Genomic DNA, 23,533 nt, shown 5'->3' on the forward strand with positions numbered 1-23,533 from the left:
CCACCGCACCACGAAAATCTGGCGGGCGCATTGGGCATACCTGAATACATGCCGCCTGTCGGAGGCGGACATTTCATAGTAAGCCTTTATGCGCCCGGCGGTCGGAGGCGCCACCGCACCACGAAAATCTGGCGGGCGCATTGGGCATACCTGAATACATGCCGCTTATTCGGCAGCAGACATTTCATAGTAACAGGAGGCTGTTTATGAAAAAATGGATACCAGGCAAAGGAATCTTTGCCATCTATCAAAAACGGAAAACGGGCAGGGGGCCGGCAGCGGCCTCTGTCCAACACTCCGGCAGCGGTCCTCTCATCAGCTTGGAAAATCTTGTAAAAATATATGACACTGGCGCGATCAAGGTGATGGGCCTTAAGAAGATCAACCTCACCATCGAGAGGGGAGAATTTGTGGCGATCATGGGCCATTCCGGCTCCGGCAAGTCCACCCTTATGAACATTCTGGGCTGCCTGGACCGCCCCACATTGGGGCATTACTATCTGGACGGCGTGGACACGGCGCAGATGACGCCGGATGAGCTCTCCGATATCCGCAACAGGAAGATCGGCTTTGTGTTCCAGTCCTTTAACCTGATCTCCCGTACCTCCGCCCTGAAAAATGTGGAGCTGCCCATGACCTACGCCAGGGTTCCAAAGGCAAAGCGCATGGCCAGGGCAGCAATGCTGCTTAACCGGGTGGGCCTGGGAGCCAGGAAGGAGCATATGCCAAATGAACTCTCCGGAGGCCAGCGCCAGCGCGTGGCCATAGCCAGGGCATTGGCAAATGAGCCTCCTCTGATATTAGCAGATGAGCCAACGGGAAATCTGGATACGGCTTCCTCCATCGAGATCATGGAGCTGTTCACGAAGCTCCATGAGGAGGGGGCAACGGTGGTTTTGGTAACGCATGAGGAGGATATTGCCGCCTTCGCGGGCCGCATTATCCGTTTCAGCGACGGACAGATCCAGAGTGACGAGCTCAATCCCGGAAAGGGACAGGAGATAGTCAGTCCGGGGCAGGCTTTCGCCAGCCCGTCATCCCCGGTTCCGGCGGCGAAAGGAGGAACGTATGCTGATTGAAAATATGCTTATGGCATTTTCCGCCATCCGCGCGAACAAGATGCGCTCCGCCCTGACAATGCTGGGGATCATTATCGGCATTGGGTCCGTGATCTCCATCGTGTCCATCGGAGATACCATGCGGGGCTTATTTGCAGACCTGTATAAGGATGTGGGCATCACCCAGGCGTACATATCCATCGGCTACTGGGTGGACGATGTGCGCCAGAGCGACTATTTTACTCTGGATGAAATGGAGCGGGCCAGGGAGGCCTTTTATGATGAGATCGCCTACATTGACAGCAGCGCCGGCACAAACGCGGAGGCTGTTTATAAGCGCACAAAGATCAAGTTTGATTATCAGGGGATCGATTACAATTACCAGGACGTACAGCCTGTGAATATGGTATACGGCCGCTATCTGAATCAGGGGGATGTGCTGGGCAGGAAGAAAAACGTGGTGATGGATACGGACAGCGCCAAAATGCTCTTTGGCACGGAAAATGCTGTTGGAAAAAGCTTCCGCACCACGATTTACGGGACAACGGACGATTACACGGTAGTGGGGATCTACCGCAAGGAGATGAACGCATTCCAGGCCCTGATGATGGGAGGTACGAAGGATACGGGCTCTGCCTTTCTTCCCTACACGCTTTTAACCTGGCCCAACGACAGCTTTTACCAGCTTCATGTTTATGCAAAGGAGGACGTGAACCTGGATCAGTTCTTTGAACAGTTTAAGGCCTATGTGGCGAAAATGCATTCCAGAACCCCGGAGGACATGTATATGTACACGGCCATGCAGGAGATGAATTCTGTGGACGGGGTCATGGGAGGCCTGTCCATGGCAGTGGGAGGCATTGCGGCGATCTCCCTTCTGGTGGGAGGCATTGGCATTATGAACATTATGCTGGTCTCCGTCACTGAGCGTACCAGGGAGATCGGCATCAGAAAGGCCCTGGGGGCCCGGACAAAGGATGTACTGATACAGTTCCTGACGGAATCAGCTATCCTTTCCGCCTGCGGCGGCATCATTGGCGTTATTTTGGGTGTGGGGCTGGTATCTGCAGGAGGGCTGCTGCTTCACATGCCGGTGATCATAAAGCCGGGAGTTATCATCATTGCAGTGGCTTTTTCCGCAGTGGTGGGCATATTCTTCGGGCTTTACCCGGCATCCAAGGCGGCAAAGGCAGATCCCATTGATGCTCTGCGGTATGAGTAACGGAGCGGAAGGCTGTCAGGAGGCAGCCTCTGGCGGGAAACAGGCGCGGCCTGTGACAGGAGACAGCCGGCAGGAACGCAGAAGGAAAGGAGCATGGGATGGAAGGTCAGAAGAAAAAAAGAAGAATACGAGGAATGCAAAAAAGGGCGCTGGCTGTCCGCCTGTGCGCTGCGCTGGCCTTGTCCGGCGCGGTCTCAGAGCCGTGGCGCACGGCTGCCTTCGCAAGCCCGGAGTTTGCCTATTCTGCGGAAAAATGGGCTTCCCTGCGGGATAATGTGCTGGAATACGGTGAGCTGGCTGACCTGATCCATGAGTACAATGCGTCTGTGATCAACAACAGGATCGAATACGATGAATACAGAGGAAAATCTCACGATGACCTGAAAAATGCCTACCAGGATGCAGCGGAAAGGCTCTATGACGCCAGCGACAAGATGATGGATGCCACAGACGAGGGACAGGAGGATTACGGCCGTACGGCCGCCCAGTCAGCTATCACAAGAGTGCAGGCGGAGCAGAGCCAGGATATGGCGGATTCCATGAACGAGGACGGGCGCGTAAAAAAGCTGGAGTATGAAAAACAGGAGGCCCTCCTGGTAAAGGAAGCACAGACAGTGATGATCTCCTACTGGCAGAAGGAAAAGGAACTGCCCGGCCTCCGGGAGGCCCTGGCAGTTGCCTGGTCGCAGTATGAGGCAGCGAAGACAAGGGCAGCTTCCGGCATGCTCTCAGAGGCAGAGCTTCTGGCTGCCCGGGAAAAGGCGGAAAATGCCCAGGCAGCCATTCTCACTAACGAAAAGGAGAGGGACGGCCTGCGCCGGGAGCTGTGCGTCATGACGGGCTGGAGTTATGACGCCATGCCGGATATCCGGGAGGTTCCCATACCGGATCCGGAGGAGACGGATGCTATTGACTGGAACCAGGATAAGGAAAGGGCTGTTGAGGCAAACTTCACCCAGGCAGCCAATGAGCGGCGTTTTCAGCACACCACTTACGGAAAGAGCCAGTGGGATGTGATGCAGAAAAAGGTGGAAAGCGGCCGCCAGTACATTGAGTCTGACGTGGAAGCAAAATACCAGCTCTTAAAACAGGCACAGGCAGATTATATCCAGGCCCTGGGGGAATATGAGCTGGCAGCGGCCAACGCCAATGCAGCAGAACGGCGTTTTCAGCTGGGAATGATTTCTAAAAACCAGTGCCAGGAGGAACAGAAAGGGCTGGCGGAAAAACAGGCTGCAAAGGAGATCGCAGGCCTGTCATACAGGCAGGCAATGGAAAATTACAGATGGGCTGTCAATGGCCTGGCCCAGGCAGAGGTTTAAGAGAACGGCGGAAGGAGTGGTGAATCATGAAAAGAATCAGATGTCTGGCCGGTATCTGTCTGCTGGCAGCGCTTTTGGGGCCTTGGCAGATGGAGGCCGCGGCAGAAGAACAGCCAGTATCCCAAGGCGCAGCAGCTTCTTCCGCCTCTGGTGTTATTACCTACGAGGATCTGGAGACACTTGTGAAAGCCTACTGCCCCCAGGTCCAGATGGAGCGGATCCAGTATGAAAGCCGCATAAACCGCTATGAGGCTGCCAGGGAGGAGATCATGGAAACCCGCCGGCTTTTACGGGAGGAGGCCTCTGATATGGAAAAGAGCGGCGATCAGGATGGGGCGGACCACTATTACGCCCAGGCGAAAACGCTGGAGGAAGCGGCGAAGGAGATCGACAAACAGCTCCGCTCTGCCAGAGGAAGCACCAGCACCATGTCCTACAGGAAAATGGAGGACACCATGCTGTGGACAGCCCAGAGCCTCGCAGGCACCTACAACAGCTTAAAGCTGGAGCAGGCAGCAGCGGCGGCTTACAGCGACTGGCAGCAGTCCCTTTACGAGAAAAAGCTGGCCCTCTCCTCATCAGGCGGCGTTTCTCCCAGAGAGGCAGAGGAGGCTCTGAAGGCTGCCCAGGCAGCAGACAACAAGGTACATAAGATTTTCAGTGAGATGGAGAGAGTAAAGAGGGAGCTTTTTATGGTGACGGGCTATGGGCCGGATGCAGGCCTGGGGATCGGTTTCCTGCCGCAGCCTGATGAAGGGCGTATGGCGTTGATGGATCCAAAGCAGGATAAGCAGACGGCATTGGGAAACAATTATAACCTGCGGGAGCAGAGGAGCGGCAGCTTCACAGGCACCAACAAAGAACTTCATTCCAGACAGCGAGCCATTCATGAGAGCGAGGAATCCATGTTCGGCCAGCTGGAAACGCTCTACCAGGATGTGACTGCAGCGCGGGGCATCTGGACGGCCTCTCACGCAGGAGGAAGCTCTGCCGGAGCCGCTTGGGACGCCGCCTGCCACAAGATGGAGCTGGGGATGCTGTCCCGCCAGGAATACCTGGAGGCCAGATACCTTTGGCTGGAGGAAATGGCGGTAAAGGGGAAGGCGGATATCCGTTTCCAGCTTTCCATGGATACATATGACTGGGCGAAAAAGGGGCTTATGGGCGATCTGTAAGCCCCCTTCCTTTTGCTGAAAAAAGAAAACAGCCGTACGATGTTCTCGAATAAGAATATCCAAAACCAACAAAGAGATTCCATTTAATTCCAGATAATTGACAAAAAATTTATATAAAATGTAGAAAATATACAAAAACAGAGAGAAATATTGACAATAGATTGTCTATTATGATAAACTCGAATTATCAATAGTGAATCATTTCACATTCTCGATAAAAACCGAAAACTTATATATGCTCATAATTGGTTGAGCGTTTCTACCAACTACCGTAATAGTTGACTATAGGTTTCCGCATGATAGTCCCGCAGAGGGGAGGGGAGCGGAAACAGGAAAGTCAGGGACAGCGGTGGTTTTTTTATTACATTCGGAAACTCCTTCGGAGGCTCCTATGTAACAAAAAGCCCTCTGGGAGGGGATCAAATATGTGTTTGGAAAAGGAGGCGCATATGGCGGAAACGTTTATTTTAAGAGGAAATATCTGCTACAGCGAGAGTCCCCGGTCGCTTGCTGTGACAGAGAAAGGATATCTGGTCTGTATAGAGGGAAGATCAGCAGGCGTGTGGAAATCGCTTCCGGAGCAATATGCCGGCCTTCCTGTGACAGATTACAAAGACAGCCTCATTGTCCCCGGACTGGTGGATCTTCACCTCCATGCTCCCCAGTATACCTTCCGGGGAATGGGGATGGATCTGGAGCTCCTTGACTGGCTGAATACCAGGACCTTTCCGGAGGAGGCAAAGTATGAGGATCTGGAGTATGCCGGGAAGGCCTACAACATCTTTGCGGAAAGCATGAAGAAAAGCGCTACCACAAGGGCCTGTATCTTTGCCACCCTCCACAGGGAGGCCACAGCGCTACTCATGGATCTCATGGAGGATACAGGGCTTGTGACCATGGTGGGCAAGGTAAACATGGACCGGAACTGCCCGGATTACCTGAGGGAGGAAAGCCCGGAGCGCTCCGCACAGGAGACAAGGGCATGGCTGGACGGCATTGCAGGGCGCTACAGGAATACAAAGCCCATCCTGACTCCGCGGTTCATTCCCACCTGCTCCGATGAGCTCATGAGGAAGCTGAAAGAGATACAGGAGGAGTACCGCCTTCCGGTGCAGTCCCACCTGTCGGAGAACAAGGGGGAGATCGCCTGGGTGAAGGAGCTCTGCCCCTGGGCCGGATATTACGGCGGGGCCTACGACGGCTTCGGCCTGTTTGGCGGGGAGGTGAAGACCATTATGGCCCACTGTGTGTGGCCGGAGGAGGCGGAAAAGGAGAGGATGAAGGAGCAGGGCGTATACATTGCCCACTGTCCCCAGTCCAACACCAATCTCTCCTCCGGGATCGCTCCTGTAAGGGAATATCTGGATAAGGGCATGAACATAGGCCTGGGCACGGATGTGGCAGGAGGAGTGGGAGAGTCCATCTTCCGGGCCATGGCAGATGCCATCCAGGTATCGAAGCTGAGATGGAGGCTGGCAGATGAGACGAAAAAGCCTCTGTCCGTAGAGGAGGCCTTTTATCTCGGAACAAAAGGGGGAGGAAGCTTCTTTGGAAATGTGGGAAGCTTTGAGGAGGGCTATGAGCTGGATGCCGTTGTCATAGATGACAGGGCCTTAAAATCTCCTCTGCCCCTAAGTGTACGGGAACGCCTGGAGCGCATCATATACCTTTCTGACGAGCGCCATATCAGGGCCAAATATGTGGCAGGAGCCAGAGTGTTTGATATGGCAGATGACATGAGTCCGGCTGATTAGATGCATTTCAGATGTATGTTCCGGAGAGATAAGCAGAAACTAATTGACACAAAACAATTACCAGGAGGTATGAAGTATGGAGAATAAGAAGAATCAGGGATTTTTAGAGAACACCTTTCATTTATCCGAGCACCATACCGATGTAAAGACAGAGGTCATAGCGGGTATTACCACCTTTATGACAATGGCATACATCCTAGCAGTAAACCCGAACATTTTAAGCGCCACGGGAATGGACCGGGGAGCTGTATTTACAGCCACAGCTCTGGCGGCCTTTGCGGCAACTCTGCTGATGGCAGCCTTTGCAAACTATCCCTTTGTGCTGGCTCCGGGCATGGGCCTCAACGCCTACTTTGCCTACACCGTTGTGCTCCAGATGGGATATACATGGCAGATGGCCCTGGCAGCCGTGTTTGTGGAAGGCATTATTTTTATCGCCCTGTCCCTCACCAATGTGCGCGAAGCCATTTTCAACGCCATCCCCATGAATTTAAAACATGCAGTATCTGCGGGCATCGGCCTGTTTATCGCTTTTATCGGCCTTCAGAATGCAAAGATCGTGGTGGACAGTGCGACCCTTGTATCTGTCTACTCCTTCAGCGGCTCCCTTGAGGCAGGCACCTTCCGTTCAGAGGGCATTACGGTGCTCCTGGCATTGTTAGGCATCCTGATCACCGCCGTGCTTTTGGTGAAAAATGTAAAAGGCAATATCTTATGGGGCATCCTCATCACCTGGCTGTTAGGCATTGTCTGTGAGATCACAGGACTGTATCAGCCGAATCCGGATCTGGGCATGTTCAGCGTGCTCCCGGATTTCAGCTCCGGCATCGGAATTCCCAGCCTGGCGCCGACATTGTTCCAGATGGATTTTAGCGGCATTATCTCCTTAAACTTTATAACGATCATGTTCGCCTTCCTGTTTGTGGATATGTTCGATACTCTGGGAACGCTGATCGGCGTGGCTTCCAAGGCCGATATGCTGGATAAGGACGGCAAGCTTCCGAAGATCAGGGGAGCCCTGCTGGCAGATGCTGTGGGAACCTCTCTGGGCGCAGTATTCGGAACCTCCACCACCACGACCTTTGTGGAGAGCGCCTCCGGCGTGGCAGAAGGCGGAAGAACGGGACTTACGGCTGTGGTGTCAGCCCTGCTGTTCGGCCTGTCCCTGTTTTTGTCACCCATATTCCTGGCGATCCCTTCCTTTGCCACAGCCCCGGCTTTGATCGTAGTAGGCTTTCTCATGATCACATCCGTTATGAAGATCGACATGGACGACTTTACGGAGGCGATCCCCTGCTACATCTGTTTGATCGCAATGCCCTTTATGTACAGCATTTCCGAAGGAATCGCAATGGGAATCATATCATATGTTGTAATCAATGTACTGTCAGGTAAGGCAAAGGACAAGAAGATCAGCGCCCTTATGTATGTGCTGGCAGTGCTGTTTGTACTGAAATATGTGTTAATCTAATGTATCAGGCCACAAGGCCGGGAGGTGTGTTGCATGGGAATTGGAACGAGCATAAAGCGTGTGGATGCCATGGATAAGGTCACCGGAGCTGCAAAATATACAGCAGACCTGGAGCCAAAGGGACTTTTGGCGGCAAAGGTGGTGCGCAGTACCATTGCCAATGGCGTAGTAAAAGGATTTGATTTGGAGGAGGCCCTGAAGGTGCCGGGAGTGGTGAAGATCGTCACATGCTTTGATGTGCCCGATATCCAGTTCCCCACTCCGGGCCATCCCTGGTCCGTGGAAAAGGCCCACCAGGACATTGCGGACAGAAAGCTTCTGAATACCAGAGTCCGGGTCTACGGAGACGACATCGCCGCCGTGATCGCGGAGGATGAGATCGCAGCAGCCAGGGCAGTGCGCCTGGTAAAGGTCCAATATGAGGAATACGAGCCTATTCTCACCGTAGAGCAGGCCATGGCGGAGGGAGCCACCCAGCTTCATGAGGAGAAGCCGGGAAATGTCATCGCCCATTCAAGCTTCAAGGTGGGCGAGGGAACCTATGAGGAGGCAGTAAAGGAGGAGGATCTGGTTATCCTGGAGCGGGATTACAAGACTCAGAGCGTGCAGCACTGCCACATTGAGACGCCAATCTCCTTTGCCTATATGGAAAAGGGGCGTATCATCGTCACCACCTCCACCCAGATCCCTCATATAGTCCGCAGGGTTATAAGCCAGGCTCTGGGACTTCCTATGGGAAAGATACGGGTGATAAAGCCTTATATCGGAGGGGGCTTCGGCAACAAGCAGGATGTGCTTTACGAGCCTTTAAACGCCTTCCTCACCACCCAGGTAGGAGGACGGGGCGTGAAAATGGAGATATCCAGGGAGGAGACTCTGGCCTGTACCAGAGTGCGCCACGCCATTGAGATGAAGGTAAAGGCCGCTGTCAGGCGGGACGGAACCCTGGTTGCAAGGAAGCTCACAGCCTATTCCAATCAGGGCGGCTACGCCTCCCATGCCCACTCTATTGTGGCCAATACCTCCAATGAGTTCAAACAGATATACCGGGATGAAAAGGTGCTGGAATCCGATGCCTACACCGTTTACACCAACCTTACCACAGGAGGTGCCATGAGAGGCTACGGGATCCCCCAGGCCGCGTTCGGAGCAGAGTGTATGGCAGACGACCTGGCTTTGGCCATCGGCATGGATCCCCTGGAGTTCCGCAAAAAGAACTGCATGAAACCCGGCTATGAGGATCCCCACACCCATATCAAATGCAATACCTACGGCCTGGCAGAATGCATAGAGAAGGGCCGCCAGTACATAAAATGGGATGAAAAGAGAAAGGCCCACGAGGGTCAGAGCGGCCCTGTGAGAAAGGGCGTCGGCATGGCGATCTTCTGCTACAAGACAGGCGTCTATCCCATTTCCCTGGAGACAGCCGCATGCCGCATGGTCTTAAACCAGGACGGCTCCATGCAGCTGCAGCTGGGAGCCACGGAGATCGGTCAGGGGGCCGACACCGTGTTTACCCAGATGGCGGCTGAGGTGACAGGGATCACAGAGGATAAGATCAACATGCTGTCTACACAGGATACGGATATTACCCCCTTTGATACAGGGGCCTATGCATCCAGACAGACCTACGTCACAGGCATGGCGGTGAAGAAAACAGGGGCGATCTTTAAGGAGAAAATACTGGACTACGCAGCTTATATGCTGAAGCTCCCCCAGGAAAATCTGGATATTACAGAAAATACCATTGTACACATAAAGACAAGAGAACCTCTGCTTTCCATGGCAGACCTGGCGGAAACCGCCTTCTACAGCCTGGAGCGCTCCGTGCACATCACGGCAGAGGCCACCAGCCAGTGTAAGACCAATACCTTTGCCACCGGCGTCTGCTTTGCAGAGGTGGAGGTGGATATGCCTCTGGGCCGGGTAAAGGTGACAGACATTATCAACGTCCATGACAGCGGCGTCCTGATCAACCCGAAGCTTGCAGAGGCGCAGGTCCACGGAGGCATGAGCATGGGGCTGGGCTATGGATTAAGCGAGCAGCTGCTCTTTGATGCAAAGGGAAGGCCGCTTAATGACAATCTTCTGGATTACAAGCTGCCTACCTCTATGGATACACCGGACTTGACAGCCAGGTTCGTGGAGCTGGAGGATCCCACCGGACCCTTCGGAAATAAGGCATTGGGAGAGCCGCCAGCCATCCCTGTTGCCCCGGCTGTGAGAAATGCGGTGCTCCATGCCACAGGAGTGGCGGTCAATGACCTGCCATTGGAGCCCCAGAAACTGGTCGCTCATTTTAAGGCGGCGGGACTTATCTAATATCCATAAAAAGGCGGTGAAACAGTATGTATGATATTGAACGTTTTTATCAGGCAAAGAATATAGAGGATGCAGTCCAGGCGCTGAGGGCGGACCCGGAAGCGGTTATCATATCGGGGGGCAGCGACGTGCTGATCAAGATCAGGGAAGGAAAGCTTGCAGGCTGTTCCCTGGTGAGCATCCACGGGATCAGGGAGCTTGAAGGAGTTTCCATGGAGGAGGACGGGACTATTGTTATCGGACCTGCCACCACATTTTCCCATATCACGAATAATGAGATCATCCAGAAGCATATCCCCATACTGGGAAATGCGGTAGACATGGCAGGAGGCCCCCAGCTGCGCAACATCGGCACAGTGGGAGGAAATGTCTGCAATGGCGTCACCAGCGCCGACAGCGCATCCAGCCTCTGCTGCCTTGACGCCATTCTGGTGCTGACCGGGCCGGAGGGCGTGCGGGAGGTTCCCATCAGCCAGTGGTATACCGGACCGGGAAGGACGGTGAGAGGGCATGAGGAGATCCTGACCGCCATCAAGATCAAAAGGGAGAGCTACGAGGGCTACAGCGGCCACTACATCAAGTACGGCAAGCGCAATGCCATGGAGATCGCTACCCTTGGCTGTGCAGTGACGGTAAAGCTGACAGAGGACAGAAGGTACATCGAGGATCTGCATCTGGCCTATGGCGTAGCTGCTCCCACCCCTATCCGCTGCCGGGAGGCAGAAGAGCGGGCAAAGGGCATGGAGATCGGGGAAGCGCTTTTTGAAGCAGTGGGCAAATGGGCCTTAGAGGAGGTCAATCCCCGCTCCAGCTGGAGGGCGTCAAAGGAGTTCCGCCTGCAGCTGGTGGAGGAGCTGGGAAAGAGAGCCTTAAAGCAGGCCGTCATAAATGGAGAAGGAGGGAATGCACATGCTTAGCATTATCCATATGACAGTAAACGGAAAAGAAGTGGAGCTGGCAGTGGATCCCAGGGAATCCCTTCTCGATACGCTGAGGAACCGCCTGGGCCTTACCAGCGTAAAGAAGGGCTGCGAGGTGGGGGAGTGCGGCGCCTGTACCGTCCTGGTGGACGGTGAAGCCATTGACAGCTGCATCTACCTGACCATGTGGGCCGAGGGCCGGAGCATCATGACCGTGGAGGGCCTGAAGGGCCCAAACGGCGAACTCAGCCTGATCCAGAAGGCCTTCATCGAGGAGGCGGCCGTCCAGTGCGGCTTCTGCACCCCGGGCCTCATCATGACTGCCGTGGAGATCGTGGGCACCGGGAAACGCTACAACCGGGAGGAGCTCCGGAAAATGATATCCGGCCACCTCTGCAGGTGCACCGGATATGAGAACATCCTCAATGCAATGGAGCGCATTGTGGAGGAGACGTATAAGGTTGTGGGGGATGAAGGAAGGTAAGGATGGAGGAAGCGGCAATGGAGCTCACACATGTCATAGCAGAGCGGATCTTTCAGGCGGTAGCGCCGGTATCCAAGCATAAGGTCAGCATTGTCCGCAGGGACGGGCTTATTCTGGCGTCCTCCCTGACTTCCCTTACAGGGACATATGATGATGGGGCGCGCCGGATGATGGAGGTATCTGGCGGGGCGGCAGAGGCAGGACAGGAGGCCGCATTATCTGACTTGTGCCTCTTATACGATAAGAAAAGGCTTATAGGCGCTGTTAAGCTGTTGGAGCCGGATGCCCCGGACGCCTCTGCCGGGAAAATGATCGCTACCATAGCCGGGCTGATCCTGGAAAATGAACAGCTTCGCAGCAAAGGCCCAGCTGCGGCGGCCCTGCCCATGGGCGGTCCTCTGTCAGTGCTGGTGGGAGTGCACCCCTCTGACAGCGGACCGCTCTTAGAGGATCTTAGGGAGCTGGGATTTGATATTACAGTCCCGCACACAACCCTTTTCATTCGGTTTTTAAAGATCAATGAGATTCAGGTGGACGCGGGCACCAGGGAGCTTATTATGGATGAGCGCCAGGTGCAGTATTCCGTGACAAAGTTCTTAGGCTTTCTGGCCTCCTACTTCTCAGAAAACCAGGATTTTGTCATGACGGATCCTGCCGCCAGGAGTGCGCTGGTGCTCTATGGAGGCCGGGAGGAAAGCGATGACACCAATGCCTTAAGACTGTTTCATATATGCGAATACCTTCGGAATGTGGCGGAAAAAACCTACTGCCTTTCCATGCAGGCAGTCATTGGTGTGCGGTGCCGCAGGCTGCCGGATTATGAGCGGCAGTATGAGCAGCTGGTGAAGCGTTTAAACTCCGGTCGGATGCTGTTCCCCGAAAAAACGATCTTCTGGGGACATTCCATCCTGCTGGGCAGCCTGGTATTTCATTTGAGCCAGGACAACAGAAAGCGGCTCTCCTCGGTTCTGGATGAGCTTTTGCGGTCCAGCCAGAGCGGCATCCTGCTGGAGACCTTGCATACTCTGTTTGAATGCAACATGAACCAGAAGAAAACCGCCGCAAAGCTGTTCATCCATCGCAACTCCCTGCAGTATAGGCTGAAAAAGATCGAGGAGTTGACCTGCATCCGGCTGGATGACATTGACAGCCTTCTCTCCCTCCGCCTGGCACTTTTGTGCCGCAGCAGTCTTATGATCGAAGAGGAGGAGTAAACATATCGGATTAAAAACAGAAGGAGCCGCCTGGCCATGGAAGCCAGGCGGCTCCTTCTGTCTGCCTGTAACAGAGAGGGGGGATGTATTGTGCATCTGCACAATAAAGAACTACACAAACCGAAGAAAAAACGTGCCTTTTAATCATGAATTTTGTACAATATTACGATATATTTTATATAGAAATGAAATAAATCATAAAGGAGGATTGAAAATGACAGAATATACCAAGAAACTTTGCGAATTTATCACAAAACTAGATTACTCCGACCTGCCGACAGAATTAGTGGATAAGGCGAAAAAGCTTACCATGCATGTGGCGGGAGTGGCGCTGGCGGGGCGCACCCTTCCGACAGCAGTGAGTGCCAGGGACACTGCCAGAGAGACTGTTGGGAAAACCTCCGATTGGATGTCAACCATGTGGGGAGAGCGGGGAAAGGTTCCTATGTACGGTGCCATCATGGCAAATGCTACGGCGGCTGACACCATGGACTGGGAGGACTGCAGCTTTACCGGCCATCCCAGCGCTCATTTAATTACAGTTTCCATGGCCATGGCCGAGGCCATGCATCTGTCCGGAAGAGAGTTTCTCACTGCAGTGATCGGGGGCTTTGAGCTGTATCAGCGCATTGCCTGTTATATCGAGCCCACCACGGATTTTGATACAGTAAAATATGGCTGGGGCCTGGGATCCTGGCAGATATTTGCCAGCTCAGTGCCTGCGGGAAAGCTCCTTAAATGCAATGAGGAGCAGTTCAATCTCCTGCTGGGCGGTACCGGATGCTCCACTCCTGTTGTAAATGCCATCCTGGCGCTGCAAGGCTCGGATTTCTATCATTTGCAGTATGCCGTCACAGGCCTTACAGGGGCCATGATCGCCAGTATGGCGAAAAATAACAGACTGGATAATATTTACGATATCATGGACGGGGAATCCGGATATTCCATGATGATGAGAGGATTTGCAAATAAGGGCTGGATAGACAGAAATCTGGGCACGGAATACCTGTTTGCAGAGTTGCTGTTTAAGCACTGGCCAGCTAACATGTGGATACAGACACCCCTTGACTGTCTGGATATTCTCAGGCGTGAGCATGGCTTTGGGGCGGAGGATATTGAGGAGATCTGGATGAGCCCTACCATTGAGGAAAGGGAGAAGTTTAGCTGGGACGGATACTTAAGCTGCCGCGACGCCCAGTTCTCCATTCCATACTGCCTTGCGGCCTTTATGCTGCGGGGGGAACCAAGCCCTGACTGGTATGACGCGGACAGGCTGAATGAGCAGGAGCTTCTTAAGCTGGCCTCCGTGGTGAAGCTGGATCCGGACAACCGGGTGGTCATTGCGGACGCCTTCCAGATGTTCAAGGATGGAAGCTTCCCGGTTTATACCATGCGGGTGGCTCTGAAAAATGGAGAGAAGCATGAGGTTACCCTCCAGTTCCCCAAGGGTCATCCAAAGAATCCCTTTGATTGGGAGGATGTGGAGCGCACCTTCCGGGGTGGCGCAAGGGCTGCAGGGCTTTCAAGGGAGAAGACCGACCAGTTTGTTGCACTTTGTAAGGAGCTGGAATGCCTGGAGGATCTGGCACCTTTGGCGGAATGCCTTTCTGCTGATGACTAATGGAGGTGGATTATGAAGAAGATAGCGGTAATTGGTGCGGGGAGTACCGGCTGGTCTGTGGCGGCTGAGCTGTCCATGCGGGGATATGAGGTGTGGCTCTGCGACATTTTTGGAAAGGAGGAGTACAGCCATTACGAGGTAGCTGTGAGCTTGGGGGGAAGCATTACCGGAAATACTGTTATCAGGGCAGTCACCACAGATGCGGAGGCGGCCTTAAAGGGAGCGGGGCAGGTTATCTGCTGCACCATCTCCAACGCAGATGAGCAGGTGGCAGAGTATATAGCGCCATTTTTGGAGCCCGGAAGCGCGGTACTTCTCAGCGCGGGTAATCTGGGGGCGTTTGTGTACCGCCGGACATTTGAAAGATGCGGGCGTAGGGATGTGACCGTGGGGGAAACCAGCGGCAATCTGTTCTCCTGCCGCAGGACAGGAGAGGCAGAGGTGTTCTTTGGCGGGGCTTATGATGTGAAAAATGTGGCTGCGTTTCCGGCGCGGGATACGGCAGGGCTTATAGAGGCTTTTCGGGGGATTTACGAGCTAAGGGCTGTGGATTGTATCCTGGAGGCTGCCTTTAACGGGCCTAATCTGTTAAGCCACATTTCCCTGATCGTGGTTAACGCGGGCGCCATAGAGAGTTGCCAGGGAACCTATTATTCTTTTAAGCAGGCTATATGTCCCTCCACCATTGCCATTGCGGACAGGCTGTGGGAGGAAAAGAAGGCGGTGATGGATGCATTAAGATTCCCCTGCGGTCCTTCTCCCTCGGCTAATTTCAGAAAATATGCGGATCCGTCTATCCATACCTTTGACAATTTTAAGGCTCTGTCCGGACCCAACAGCATGCAGGAGAGACATATTTCGGAGGATGTTCCCATTATCGGCTGCTTGTTTCTGTCGGTGGCTGAGGCACTGGGAGTAAAAGTTCCCTTGTACCGCGCCCTTGTGACAGTGGCCTCGGCTATCAATCAGACCGATTACTACAGAGAAGGCAGGACTCTTGAGCGGCTGGGGCTTGGCGGGCTTAAAGGGAAGCAGATCGCGGAGTATTTTATGACAGCAGAATGAAATACTACAATACAGAAAGGATTGTGATGAAAGGATGAAAACAAAGGCTGTTACAAAATTATCGGGATACTCTCCCGTGCAGTATGTACATATGGCGGTAACTCTCTTTTTTATGGTGGGCTTTGGCTTTCTGCCTCCATTTTCAACATTGACGCCTGTGGGCATGAAGCTGCTGGGCTTGTTTATCGGTGTGGTCTACGGATATTCTACCTGTGAGATCATATGGCCTTCATTTCTGGCTATTATCCTCTTCGGGCTGTCTGGGTATCATGACAGCGTTACAAGTGCCATTACCGCGATGATGGGCGGGGAGCTGGTATTCCAGATCCTGGTGCAGCAGTTTACGGCTGGTGCCATCGTAATATATGGCTTCGGAAAATGGTTCGTGAGAAAGACCCTGTCCATGAAATGCTTTCAGGGAAAGCCCATTTTTTATACCTGGTGCTTTATGTTTGTGTTTATGTGGGCCTGTATTGTGCTGGAGACCATCTCTACCTATCTGCTTCTGTACGCTATCTGGACCGATATTGCGGACTCCTGCGGCTATTCTAAGGACAGCAGCTTCCGTTATTACGGTTTTGGCGGGATACTGGTCTCTCTGATGCTGGGAGTATCCATGATGCCATATAAGGGCTGGCAGCTTGGCCTGGCCACAAGCTGGGCGCAGATCACAGGCGTCAGCATTAATCTGGGAGGCATGTTGTGCATGACAGCTGTCATAGGCGTGACGGTTATCACCCTCTACACCATCCTGGGAGCAAAGCTCTTTCAAGTTGATTTCAGTATTATGAAGGCCTTTGACGTGGAAAAGCTGGGGGAGGAGAGCGCAGTGCTGCGCCCCAGGGCAAAAAGGATTATCATTGTCTATATGGTGGTAATGCTCCTTTCCATCTTCGCGGGGACCTTCCGCAGTAATGCCTTTGCAGACTTCTTAAATAACCAGCTGACTATCACCGGGCTTTACTGCCTCTGCTTTATCATTCTGATCATGCTTCCAAGCGGAGAGGGCGACGGGAAGGCGGCTATCTCTTTTAACGACATCAAGCACAGTGACATCGCCATAAGCTGGCCGGTTATCATGATGTGTGCTGTTACCATTCCCCTGGCCAGCGCTATGACAAAAGATGTTACCGGCATCATGCCTTGGCTGACGGGCTTGTTCGCTCCGCTGTTTGCGGGAAAGAGTCCGGTATTTATTCTGGTGTTCATTGTAGTGGTAATGGAAATCCTCACTAACGTAGGCTCCAATATTGCCATGGGCAATGCTATGATTCCCGTAGTGGCTCCCTTCGTAATGGCCTCCGGTGCCAATCCCATGATTTTTGGCGCTGCGCTTATCTACTGCACCAACATGGGCATCATTTTCCCCGGCTCCTCTGCTCCCGCCTCCGTATACCATGGCCGCGACGAGATACCGGATTCAAAGAAGAGGACGCTGGCAGCGGCGTTTGGGCTGGGGCTGCATATGGCGGTTTCGGCGGTGGTTTATTCGGCAGCGCTGCTGATGATAAATTAGGAGGAATGGACAATGGGATGCGCAGAATACTGGTAGCTGCGCCATTATGAGAAAACGAAGCCATCTATGTCATACTGCGGCAAAACTGCTTATTTCTCATCCACTACCTGGAAAATATAAAATTTGATAATTAGGTTTTGTCATGGTTTATCGTATTCCATGGAATGTTGAAAAGTAATGTTTTTCGGGGCTTTTAGATTATCACAGTTTGTCTTGTGTTATAGTTAAGTGTGTCAAAAGGTGTGTCAATTATAATTGGGAAGATAGGAGTATGCGGCGTTGAAAAGGTAGTCGGTACTCCTATTTTTTGTTGGTTTACAGGTTAAGTTATGTCTCCCCATATAGATGCATCGGAAAGGGCGGTAAGTCCATTAGATTTTAAATTTTTATGTGTATTTTTTCCGTGTAATTGAGATTTTTTAAATCTTCCTCCCCTCGAATTAGTATATTTTCTACGGTCTTGAAGTTTTCAAGACACTTTTCTGTTTCAATAAGCATTTCTCCCATATTCTTTTTTTCTTCCTCTGTATATTGGAGGTTCAGGTTACGATATAAAGCATCTTCAATAATTCCATTTAGAACTTTGGTCATTAAAAAAGACATATATTCAATTTCTCCACGATGGGAATTTCCACAATTTTGAATGATGTTTTTGTAAAGCCGCATAAAGCCGCAGAAATTTTTATCTTCTAAAACGGTGGAGATTATTTCGCCGATATGGGTATCTTTTTTTAAATATTCACAGGCATGATCTGTTAAGCCATAAAACTCAAACATATTTTTGTGTTCTTCCTTATGATTGTCAGTTTCTCCGAGAAGAAAATCAAATGGTAGTTCACAATCAAAATAATCATATAAAGAATTTAAAAACTCTATATCGGGGGTGCGCTCGCCTTTTTCATAGTAGCTGATAGCGCCTCTCGAAACTTTTAATTCTTTGGCAAATTGTTCTTGCGTTAGTCCAGCAGCTTCTCGAAGTTGCCTTAGGCGTCTTGCGAATCGTTCTGTTGCATATCCCATGAAAAAAACCTCCATTCTTGAAATGTTCAAATTTGTTGAAATGAATACAAATATGTTTATAGGTGTTGAAAAAACACAAATGTTGCTTTATGATAAATATTGTAACAAATATAAGCATCACTTTCAATAGCTATTTAAACAAAGATAAACGAAAGGAGCCAAACAATGAGAGCAAGAGCAATGAATACGGTATCAGGAGCAAGCCGCTTGATGGACACAGAGGAGCTGCGGGCCTATACCAATCTGGGCAGGAACAATGCCATGAAGCTGGGAGAGGAGATCGGCGCAAAGGTCAAGATCGGCAAGCGTGTCCTGTGGGATCGGGTCAAGATAGATAGATATTTCAATGAGCTTACGGGGGTATAGCCTATGGAGAGCAGAACGAGCAAAGGGCTGATAAAAGAGGATCAGAACCACACACCGATGCAGGGAGCAGCGGCAACTGCGGAGCCTGCGGGTAATACTTCCTTGATCGTGGCAGATATCCTGCCAGAGGGAAAGGAAAACGCTGTCAGTTCAGAGGCATTATGCAATTTCCTGGGTTTTGGGTCAGTCCGGGAGCTTCAAAAGCAGATTGCCAGGGAGCGGGCAGCCGGAGCAGTGATACTCTCCACTTGCCAGGATGACGGTGGCTATTTTCTTCCAGGGAATGACCAGGAGGTAAAGGAGTTTATAAGGACGCTGGAGAGCAGAGGCAAGAAAACGTTGCTGGCCCTGCGGTCAGCCAGAAAGCTTTTAAGAAGGCAGGAGGTCTCTGCCAGCGCAGGAGAGAATGAATGTCAGGAAATATGAAACAGTGGGCGGCGTATTATGCAAGCATGGGGCTTGCGGTTTTCCCAATCAAGCCGCGAGGAAAGCAGCCCCTTACAGAGCATGGCTGTAAGGATGCATCGAAAGTTCCAGAACAAATTGAAAGCTGGTGGACGCGCTGGCCCTCTGCCAATATCGGAATTGCTACGGGAAGTGCATCGGGCGGCCTGGTGGTGATTGATCTGGATGTGGACAAGGATAAAGGGATAGACGGCCGGGAAACCCTTAGAGAGTGGGAAACCCAGCATAGGGCGCTTCCTGGTCATACATGGCTTGCAATTACTGGCAGGGGCGGATACCACTACTTTTATCGGGATATGTCGGTTGTAAAGAACAGGACAGGCATTTATGAGGGGATTGATGTCAGAGGTGAGGGAGGCTATATAGTAGCGCCTCCCAGTATACACCCCAACGGCCATGCTTATGAATGGGAACAAGCCCCGGATGAATATCCACTGGCGGAGGCAAATGCCACGGTTTTTAACTTCCTGGCGGGGTCGGTGCCGGAGAAGTGGGAAAGAAAGCCGCTTGAGCTGCCGGAGCAGATACCAGCAGGGCAGAGGACAGAAACCATGGTTAAATTAGTATGCAGCCAGCAGGCGAAAGGGTTGTCAGATGAAGCGATCCGGGTCGCAGTGCGGGCAGAGAATGACGCCAAATGTGTGCCGCCGCTCACGGATCAGGAGCTTGAAAGAGAAGTATTTCCAGTTCTTAAGCGGTACAAGAAGGGTACAGCGCCCTATGCAGCAAGCTATAACCATAGGACAGGCAGCTTTCAGCCGGCAGCGAGGAAAGAGCCGATCAGCCTTGTTTCAATGGATACCGTGGAGGAAAAAGAGCCTGAATGGCTGATAACAGATTACATGCCGAAGGGACAGATCACAGTTCTTGCCGGAGACGGCGGAGCAGGAAAGACCACAATATGGTGTTCTATTGCAGCAGCGGTAAGCAGCGGCAGCACATGCTTTCTCAATTCAGATAATCCATTTACAAGGAGACATGAGCCGGGAACGGTGATCTTCTTTTCTTCCGAGGATTCAGCGGAATACACCCTAAAAGGAAAGCTACGGCGGGCCGGAGCCGATCTAGGGAGAGTGCTTTCCCTTTATTTGTCGGATGAGCGTTTCTCAGAAATCAAGTTTAACGCTCCCCTGCTGGAGGAGCTGATAAGGGAGCACAGGCCTGCATTGGTCGTATTCGATCCCCTGCAGAGCTTTATTCCGCCTGATATTCAGATGGGGCAGAGGAACGCTATGAGGGATTGTCTGAGCGCCCTCATTGGTCTGGGGGAGAAGTACGGCACTACGTTCCTGATCATTGTCCATACCAATAAGCAGATAGGCCTGTGGGGGAGAAAACGGATTGCTGACAGCGCGGATATTTGGGATATTGCCAGGAGCGTATTAATTGCGGGAGAGGCAGAGGAAGGCCTGCGCTACATATCTCAAGAGAAGAGCAACTACGGGCCACAGGCGGAAACGGTACTTTTTAGCCTTGATTCTGGAAAAGTAGAGTTTAAAGGATACACCGACAAGAAGGACAGAGACTATGTGCTGGCCGCTCAGGCATCCACTCACCAGACACCAGCGAGAAATGATGCAAAGGCGTTTATTCTGGATTATCTAAAGGATGGTGAAAGGGAGACTGCTGACCTTGATTCTATGATGAAGGCCCAGGGGATTTCTGGTAGGACACTGGAGAGAGCTAAAGCGGAATTAAAGAAGGATGGAAAGATCATGTACAAGTATCGTGAATTTGGAAAAGAAAAAAAGGTGTATTGTAAGTTGAGTGATCCTATATCCTGTTGAAGCTTGGCGGTGTATGGTAAAAAATCTATATTTTATAAGGGTTTATCCATTCACCGCCACCTTGGCGGAGATTGAGAGAATGGTGATCCCATAGACCGCCAGTGGCGGTGATTGAGGAGGCCGCATAAAATCAAGGTTTTTTCCATACACCGCCACGAAGCTTAAGGGTATATGAGAATGGCGGAGTAAAGAAAGTTGGCGGTGTATGGAATAATCAGAGAAAAGAGAGGACGCAAATATGTTATTTACAGAATTATTTCGGGCAATCGGTGTGCCGGTCACGGTCAGGAGCTTAATGGTGGATTATTGTGATGGCCATGGGAATCACTTTCATAAGCCCATGCAGGCGGTCGCACCGCCAGAGTGCGTAGAAGCTGATACAGAAATTATAGCCGGGATTCGGAAGGAGCTGGAAAAGCAAGGCTATCATATCTGTGGGATCGTGGAGGCTTTGGGGGATTTTGAAATGTCTGAACTTGAGGGCATATTTAATGGCGGCAATTGCAGTAAGTGCCCTATGCGGATATTATTTGTAGACATAGATATGGCAATGAAAGAGGCTGGCCTGTAGGGCAAGCAGGCCAGCTGGCAGCAGAGGTACACTCCTTTGTGATTGATAATCTGATTATATAAAGGAGTGTGCCGGATGTCAAATGAACAACGAGCGAACCACGAGAAATTAACCAATGAGCAGCTTGTGATCAGGATTGAAGCCGGGGAGGATGTGGCCCGGAATATGGAGCAGCTTTACAGCCAGGTGCGTCGGTTTATTCATACTGTGGCCTGGAAGTACCGGGACAGCGGAGAGCTGGAGGACCTGGAGCAAGAGGGATATCTGGCCCTCTATCCGGCCATTGACGGCTACGATCCGGCCCAGGGAGTGAAGTTTCTGACCTATGCGGAGTATCATATCCGCCAGAGGATGCAGCGATACTTGCAGATGAACGGGAAGTGCCTGCGGCTGCCGGTGCATTGCCTGGAGAAGCTGCAGCAGTATAAGCGCCTTTGCAATTCCTTCAAACTGGAATATGGCCGGGAGCCCTCAGATAGAGAGGCGGCCTATCTCATGGGCTTCACCCTGGAGCAGATCAGGAGCTTAAAGAAAGCCGCCTGTATGATCCGGCTGGGCAGCCTGGATGCGCCTGTCAGTGATAAGGACGGCGGGGAAAATGCCACGGTGGGTGATCTGATGGCTTCTGACGAGGATATGGAGAAGGATGCGCTGGACCGGCTCCAGCATGAGGAGCTTGCCGCTGTGCTGTGGGCCTGTGTGGACGAGCTGCCAGGGAAAGAGCCTGCCGTGATTCGGCAGAGGTATCAAGGTGGCATGACGTTGGCAGAGATCGGCAGGCAGCAGGGAACCACGCCGGATGCGGTGAGGCAGATACATAACCAGGCTTTGAGGAAGCTGCGCAATCCCAAACGGGCGAAGCTACTACGGCCATTTCTTCCAGAGGCGGAGGAGATTTATAGCATGGCCCTGCGGGGAAGCGGATCGGAGCGATTCAACCGAACCTGGACAAGCTCAACGGAGAGGGCAGCGCTGCGGCTTACGGAATCGGCAGAGGAGATACAGCGGAAGGCCTGGAAGGAAACGAAGAGGGCTACTTGCGGAGTATCAGGAGGAGTGTGAACCAAATGGCTTTGAGTGTTTCATATAAAAACCTAAATGGGCGGCATTACCTCTTGAGTGAAGCGGTGAGGAAGCGGCAAGAACGCTGATGCAAGCTCAAACGTTGCATTTTTCAAAACCCGTCATTTCCGATACCCTAAAAAGGAGCAGGCCTGTGTTGGTTGAAGCCGTGGGCCTCCGGCTGAAAAAATCGGTTTAAATTCTGGGAGTGGATGCCGTGGCCGTGCCGATCTGCGGCAAGAAACGGCGGTGTATGAAGCTGCTCCGGAGTAGACTGCCTCTGCAGCTGACAATCTACGGGGAAAATAAATATTATCTGGTGGACAAGATCGGCTCGTCCTGCGGGACGAGTGGTAAAGCCGGTTTTTGCCCTGCTGGGCGAATTGCACTGGCGCAACTTCCGTGTGATCACCCTGGGTATCTGCACAGGGTAACGTGAAAGAGAAAGAAAATGAAGAAGTGGAAAAAGCTTAACCGTCTGGGAGTGGAGATTGGTGAGAGGCTTCAACAGAAGATAGAGGCTTGCATGCGGTAAAAGATATCTATCTCCTGAGAACCTGAGAAAACCTGAGAAAATCTGAGAAAAAGACCGGGCGCTTTTTGGAAAAACCTTACAAAACCATACTTTTTTTGTTACGCAGGAGAATTTCCAAAACAAACACAAATAGCAATGTTCCCAAAACGAAACGAATGTTAGGAAATGTTAGAGTTTTTCGTGATTTTCAAAACGACGATTATTTAAGAAATCCTGATAAAATCAAGTAAAATCAAGGCGTGGCGATTCTTAAAGCGTTCCGAACGTTTACGATTTCGTTCCGAACGTTGCGTTACCAAACCACGAGGCAGAGGCTTGAAGCATGAGAAAGCCGATCTGGGAAAAAATTATGTAAACAGGTTGGACGTCGGTATCCAAACGTTAAGAAAATGCCTGGCAACCTCTCCGGGGGATAGGCAGCGCCGGAAATGTTGCGAACAGCAGCGCTGCCTATGCAAAATCACCCAATTTCGGCTTTAAATGCCATGAGGGTAGAAAATATAAGGGCGTAGGGGTAAGAAGGGGAAAATTGGCCTTGAAAAGCAATGGAACCAGGAGGAAGGTGAGGATATGAGGTACATAG

The 23,533-nt window shown here is 51.9% G+C and carries 19 protein-coding genes and 1 riboswitch; of the genes, 18 read left to right on the top strand and 1 reads right to left on the bottom strand.

The window, feature by feature from the left end:
- Nucleotides 1–206: 206 nt before the first annotated feature.
- From LIZ87_RS00005 to LIZ87_RS00065, 13 genes are all read left to right on the top strand, one after another.
- A complete protein-coding gene (locus tag LIZ87_RS00005; RefSeq protein WP_319638560.1) occupies nucleotides 207–1,079 on the top strand; it encodes an ABC transporter ATP-binding protein in 873 nt (290 codons plus the stop codon).
- Nucleotides 1,069–2,280 (top strand): ABC transporter permease, encoded by a 1,212-nt coding sequence (locus LIZ87_RS00010; RefSeq protein WP_178314610.1) that lies wholly within the window; start codon nucleotides 1,069–1,071, stop codon nucleotides 2,278–2,280. Before LIZ87_RS00005 ends, LIZ87_RS00010 begins: the two co-directional genes overlap by 11 nt.
- 134 nt (nucleotides 2,281–2,414) lie before the next feature.
- Nucleotides 2,415–3,602 (top strand): TolC family protein, encoded by a 1,188-nt coding sequence (locus tag LIZ87_RS00015; protein ID WP_227144641.1) that lies wholly within the window; start codon nucleotides 2,415–2,417, stop codon nucleotides 3,600–3,602.
- A 26-nt stretch (nucleotides 3,603–3,628) separates the two neighbouring features.
- Entirely contained in the window at nucleotides 3,629–4,777 is a 1,149-nt protein-coding gene (locus LIZ87_RS00020; RefSeq protein WP_227144643.1) for a hypothetical protein, read from the top strand.
- Between the two features lie 209 nt (nucleotides 4,778–4,986).
- A riboswitch (purine riboswitch) is annotated at nucleotides 4,987–5,082 on the top strand.
- A 144-nt stretch (nucleotides 5,083–5,226) separates the two neighbouring features.
- Nucleotides 5,227–6,531 carry an amidohydrolase family protein gene (locus LIZ87_RS00025; protein ID WP_178314525.1) on the top strand — a complete coding sequence of 435 codons (1,305 nt, stop codon included), beginning with the start codon at nucleotides 5,227–5,229 and terminating at the stop codon, nucleotides 6,529–6,531.
- 76 nt (nucleotides 6,532–6,607) lie between these two features.
- On the top strand, nucleotides 6,608–8,002 hold the full coding sequence (locus tag LIZ87_RS00030; RefSeq protein ID WP_227144645.1) for an NCS2 family permease: 1,395 nt from the start codon (nucleotides 6,608–6,610) through the stop codon (nucleotides 8,000–8,002).
- 33 nt (nucleotides 8,003–8,035) lie between these two features.
- On the top strand, nucleotides 8,036–10,324 hold the full coding sequence (xdhA, locus tag LIZ87_RS00035) for a xanthine dehydrogenase subunit XdhA (RefSeq protein WP_227144647.1): 2,289 nt from the start codon (nucleotides 8,036–8,038) through the stop codon (nucleotides 10,322–10,324).
- A 26-nt stretch (nucleotides 10,325–10,350) separates the two neighbouring features.
- Nucleotides 10,351–11,241, top strand: coding sequence for a xanthine dehydrogenase subunit XdhB (gene xdhB / locus LIZ87_RS00040; RefSeq protein WP_227144649.1), 891 nt, complete (start codon nucleotides 10,351–10,353; stop codon nucleotides 11,239–11,241).
- Complete coding sequence (gene xdhC, locus LIZ87_RS00045) at nucleotides 11,234–11,728, top strand: xanthine dehydrogenase subunit XdhC (protein ID WP_227144651.1); 495 nt, start codon at nucleotides 11,234–11,236, stop codon at nucleotides 11,726–11,728. The genes xdhB and xdhC overlap by 8 nt, the downstream gene beginning before the upstream one ends.
- A 17-nt stretch (nucleotides 11,729–11,745) precedes the next feature.
- A complete protein-coding gene (locus LIZ87_RS00050) occupies nucleotides 11,746–12,942 on the top strand; it encodes a PucR family transcriptional regulator (protein ID WP_227144653.1) in 1,197 nt (398 codons plus the stop codon).
- A 214-nt stretch (nucleotides 12,943–13,156) separates the two neighbouring features.
- Entirely contained in the window at nucleotides 13,157–14,563 is a 1,407-nt protein-coding gene (locus LIZ87_RS00055; protein WP_178316265.1) for an MmgE/PrpD family protein, read from the top strand.
- A gap of 12 nt (nucleotides 14,564–14,575) precedes the next feature.
- Nucleotides 14,576–15,628: an NAD/NADP octopine/nopaline dehydrogenase family protein gene (locus LIZ87_RS00060; RefSeq protein ID WP_178316266.1), complete on the top strand. Its 1,053-nt coding sequence runs from the start codon at nucleotides 14,576–14,578 to the stop codon at nucleotides 15,626–15,628.
- 76 nt (nucleotides 15,629–15,704) lie between these two features.
- Nucleotides 15,705–17,144: an SLC13 family permease gene (locus LIZ87_RS00065; RefSeq protein WP_227144655.1), complete on the top strand. Its 1,440-nt coding sequence runs from the start codon at nucleotides 15,705–15,707 to the stop codon at nucleotides 17,142–17,144.
- A gap of 378 nt (nucleotides 17,145–17,522) precedes the next feature.
- On the opposite strand, the gene LIZ87_RS00070 is transcribed toward LIZ87_RS00065, so the two are convergent.
- Nucleotides 17,523–18,164: a helix-turn-helix domain-containing protein gene (locus tag LIZ87_RS00070; protein WP_227144657.1), complete on the bottom strand. Its 642-nt coding sequence runs from the start codon at nucleotides 18,162–18,164 to the stop codon at nucleotides 17,523–17,525.
- Nucleotides 18,165–18,329: 165 nt separating this feature from the next.
- Here LIZ87_RS00070 and LIZ87_RS00075 point away from each other — a divergent pair, with 165 nt between their 5' ends.
- From LIZ87_RS00075 to LIZ87_RS00095, 5 genes are all read left to right on the top strand, one after another.
- Complete coding sequence (locus tag LIZ87_RS00075) at nucleotides 18,330–18,530, top strand: hypothetical protein (protein WP_227144658.1); 201 nt, start codon at nucleotides 18,330–18,332, stop codon at nucleotides 18,528–18,530.
- A 3-nt stretch (nucleotides 18,531–18,533) separates the two neighbouring features.
- A complete protein-coding gene (locus LIZ87_RS00080; RefSeq protein ID WP_227144660.1) occupies nucleotides 18,534–18,956 on the top strand; it encodes a hypothetical protein in 423 nt (140 codons plus the stop codon).
- Nucleotides 18,941–20,782: a bifunctional DNA primase/polymerase gene (locus LIZ87_RS00085; RefSeq protein ID WP_227144662.1), complete on the top strand. Its 1,842-nt coding sequence runs from the start codon at nucleotides 18,941–18,943 to the stop codon at nucleotides 20,780–20,782. Before LIZ87_RS00080 ends, LIZ87_RS00085 begins: the two co-directional genes overlap by 16 nt.
- A gap of 238 nt (nucleotides 20,783–21,020) precedes the next feature.
- Entirely contained in the window at nucleotides 21,021–21,353 is a 333-nt protein-coding gene (locus tag LIZ87_RS00090) for a hypothetical protein (RefSeq protein WP_227144664.1), read from the top strand.
- 75 nt (nucleotides 21,354–21,428) lie between these two features.
- Nucleotides 21,429–22,415, top strand: a complete 987-nt coding sequence (locus tag LIZ87_RS00095) for a sigma-70 family RNA polymerase sigma factor (protein ID WP_227144667.1) — start codon at nucleotides 21,429–21,431, stop codon at nucleotides 22,413–22,415.
- Nucleotides 22,416–23,533: the final 1,118 nt, after the last annotated feature.

This window comes from Lacrimispora sp. 210928-DFI.3.58, from assembly GCF_020554865.1.
Lineage (GTDB): Bacteria > Bacillota > Clostridia > Lachnospirales > Lachnospiraceae > Enterocloster.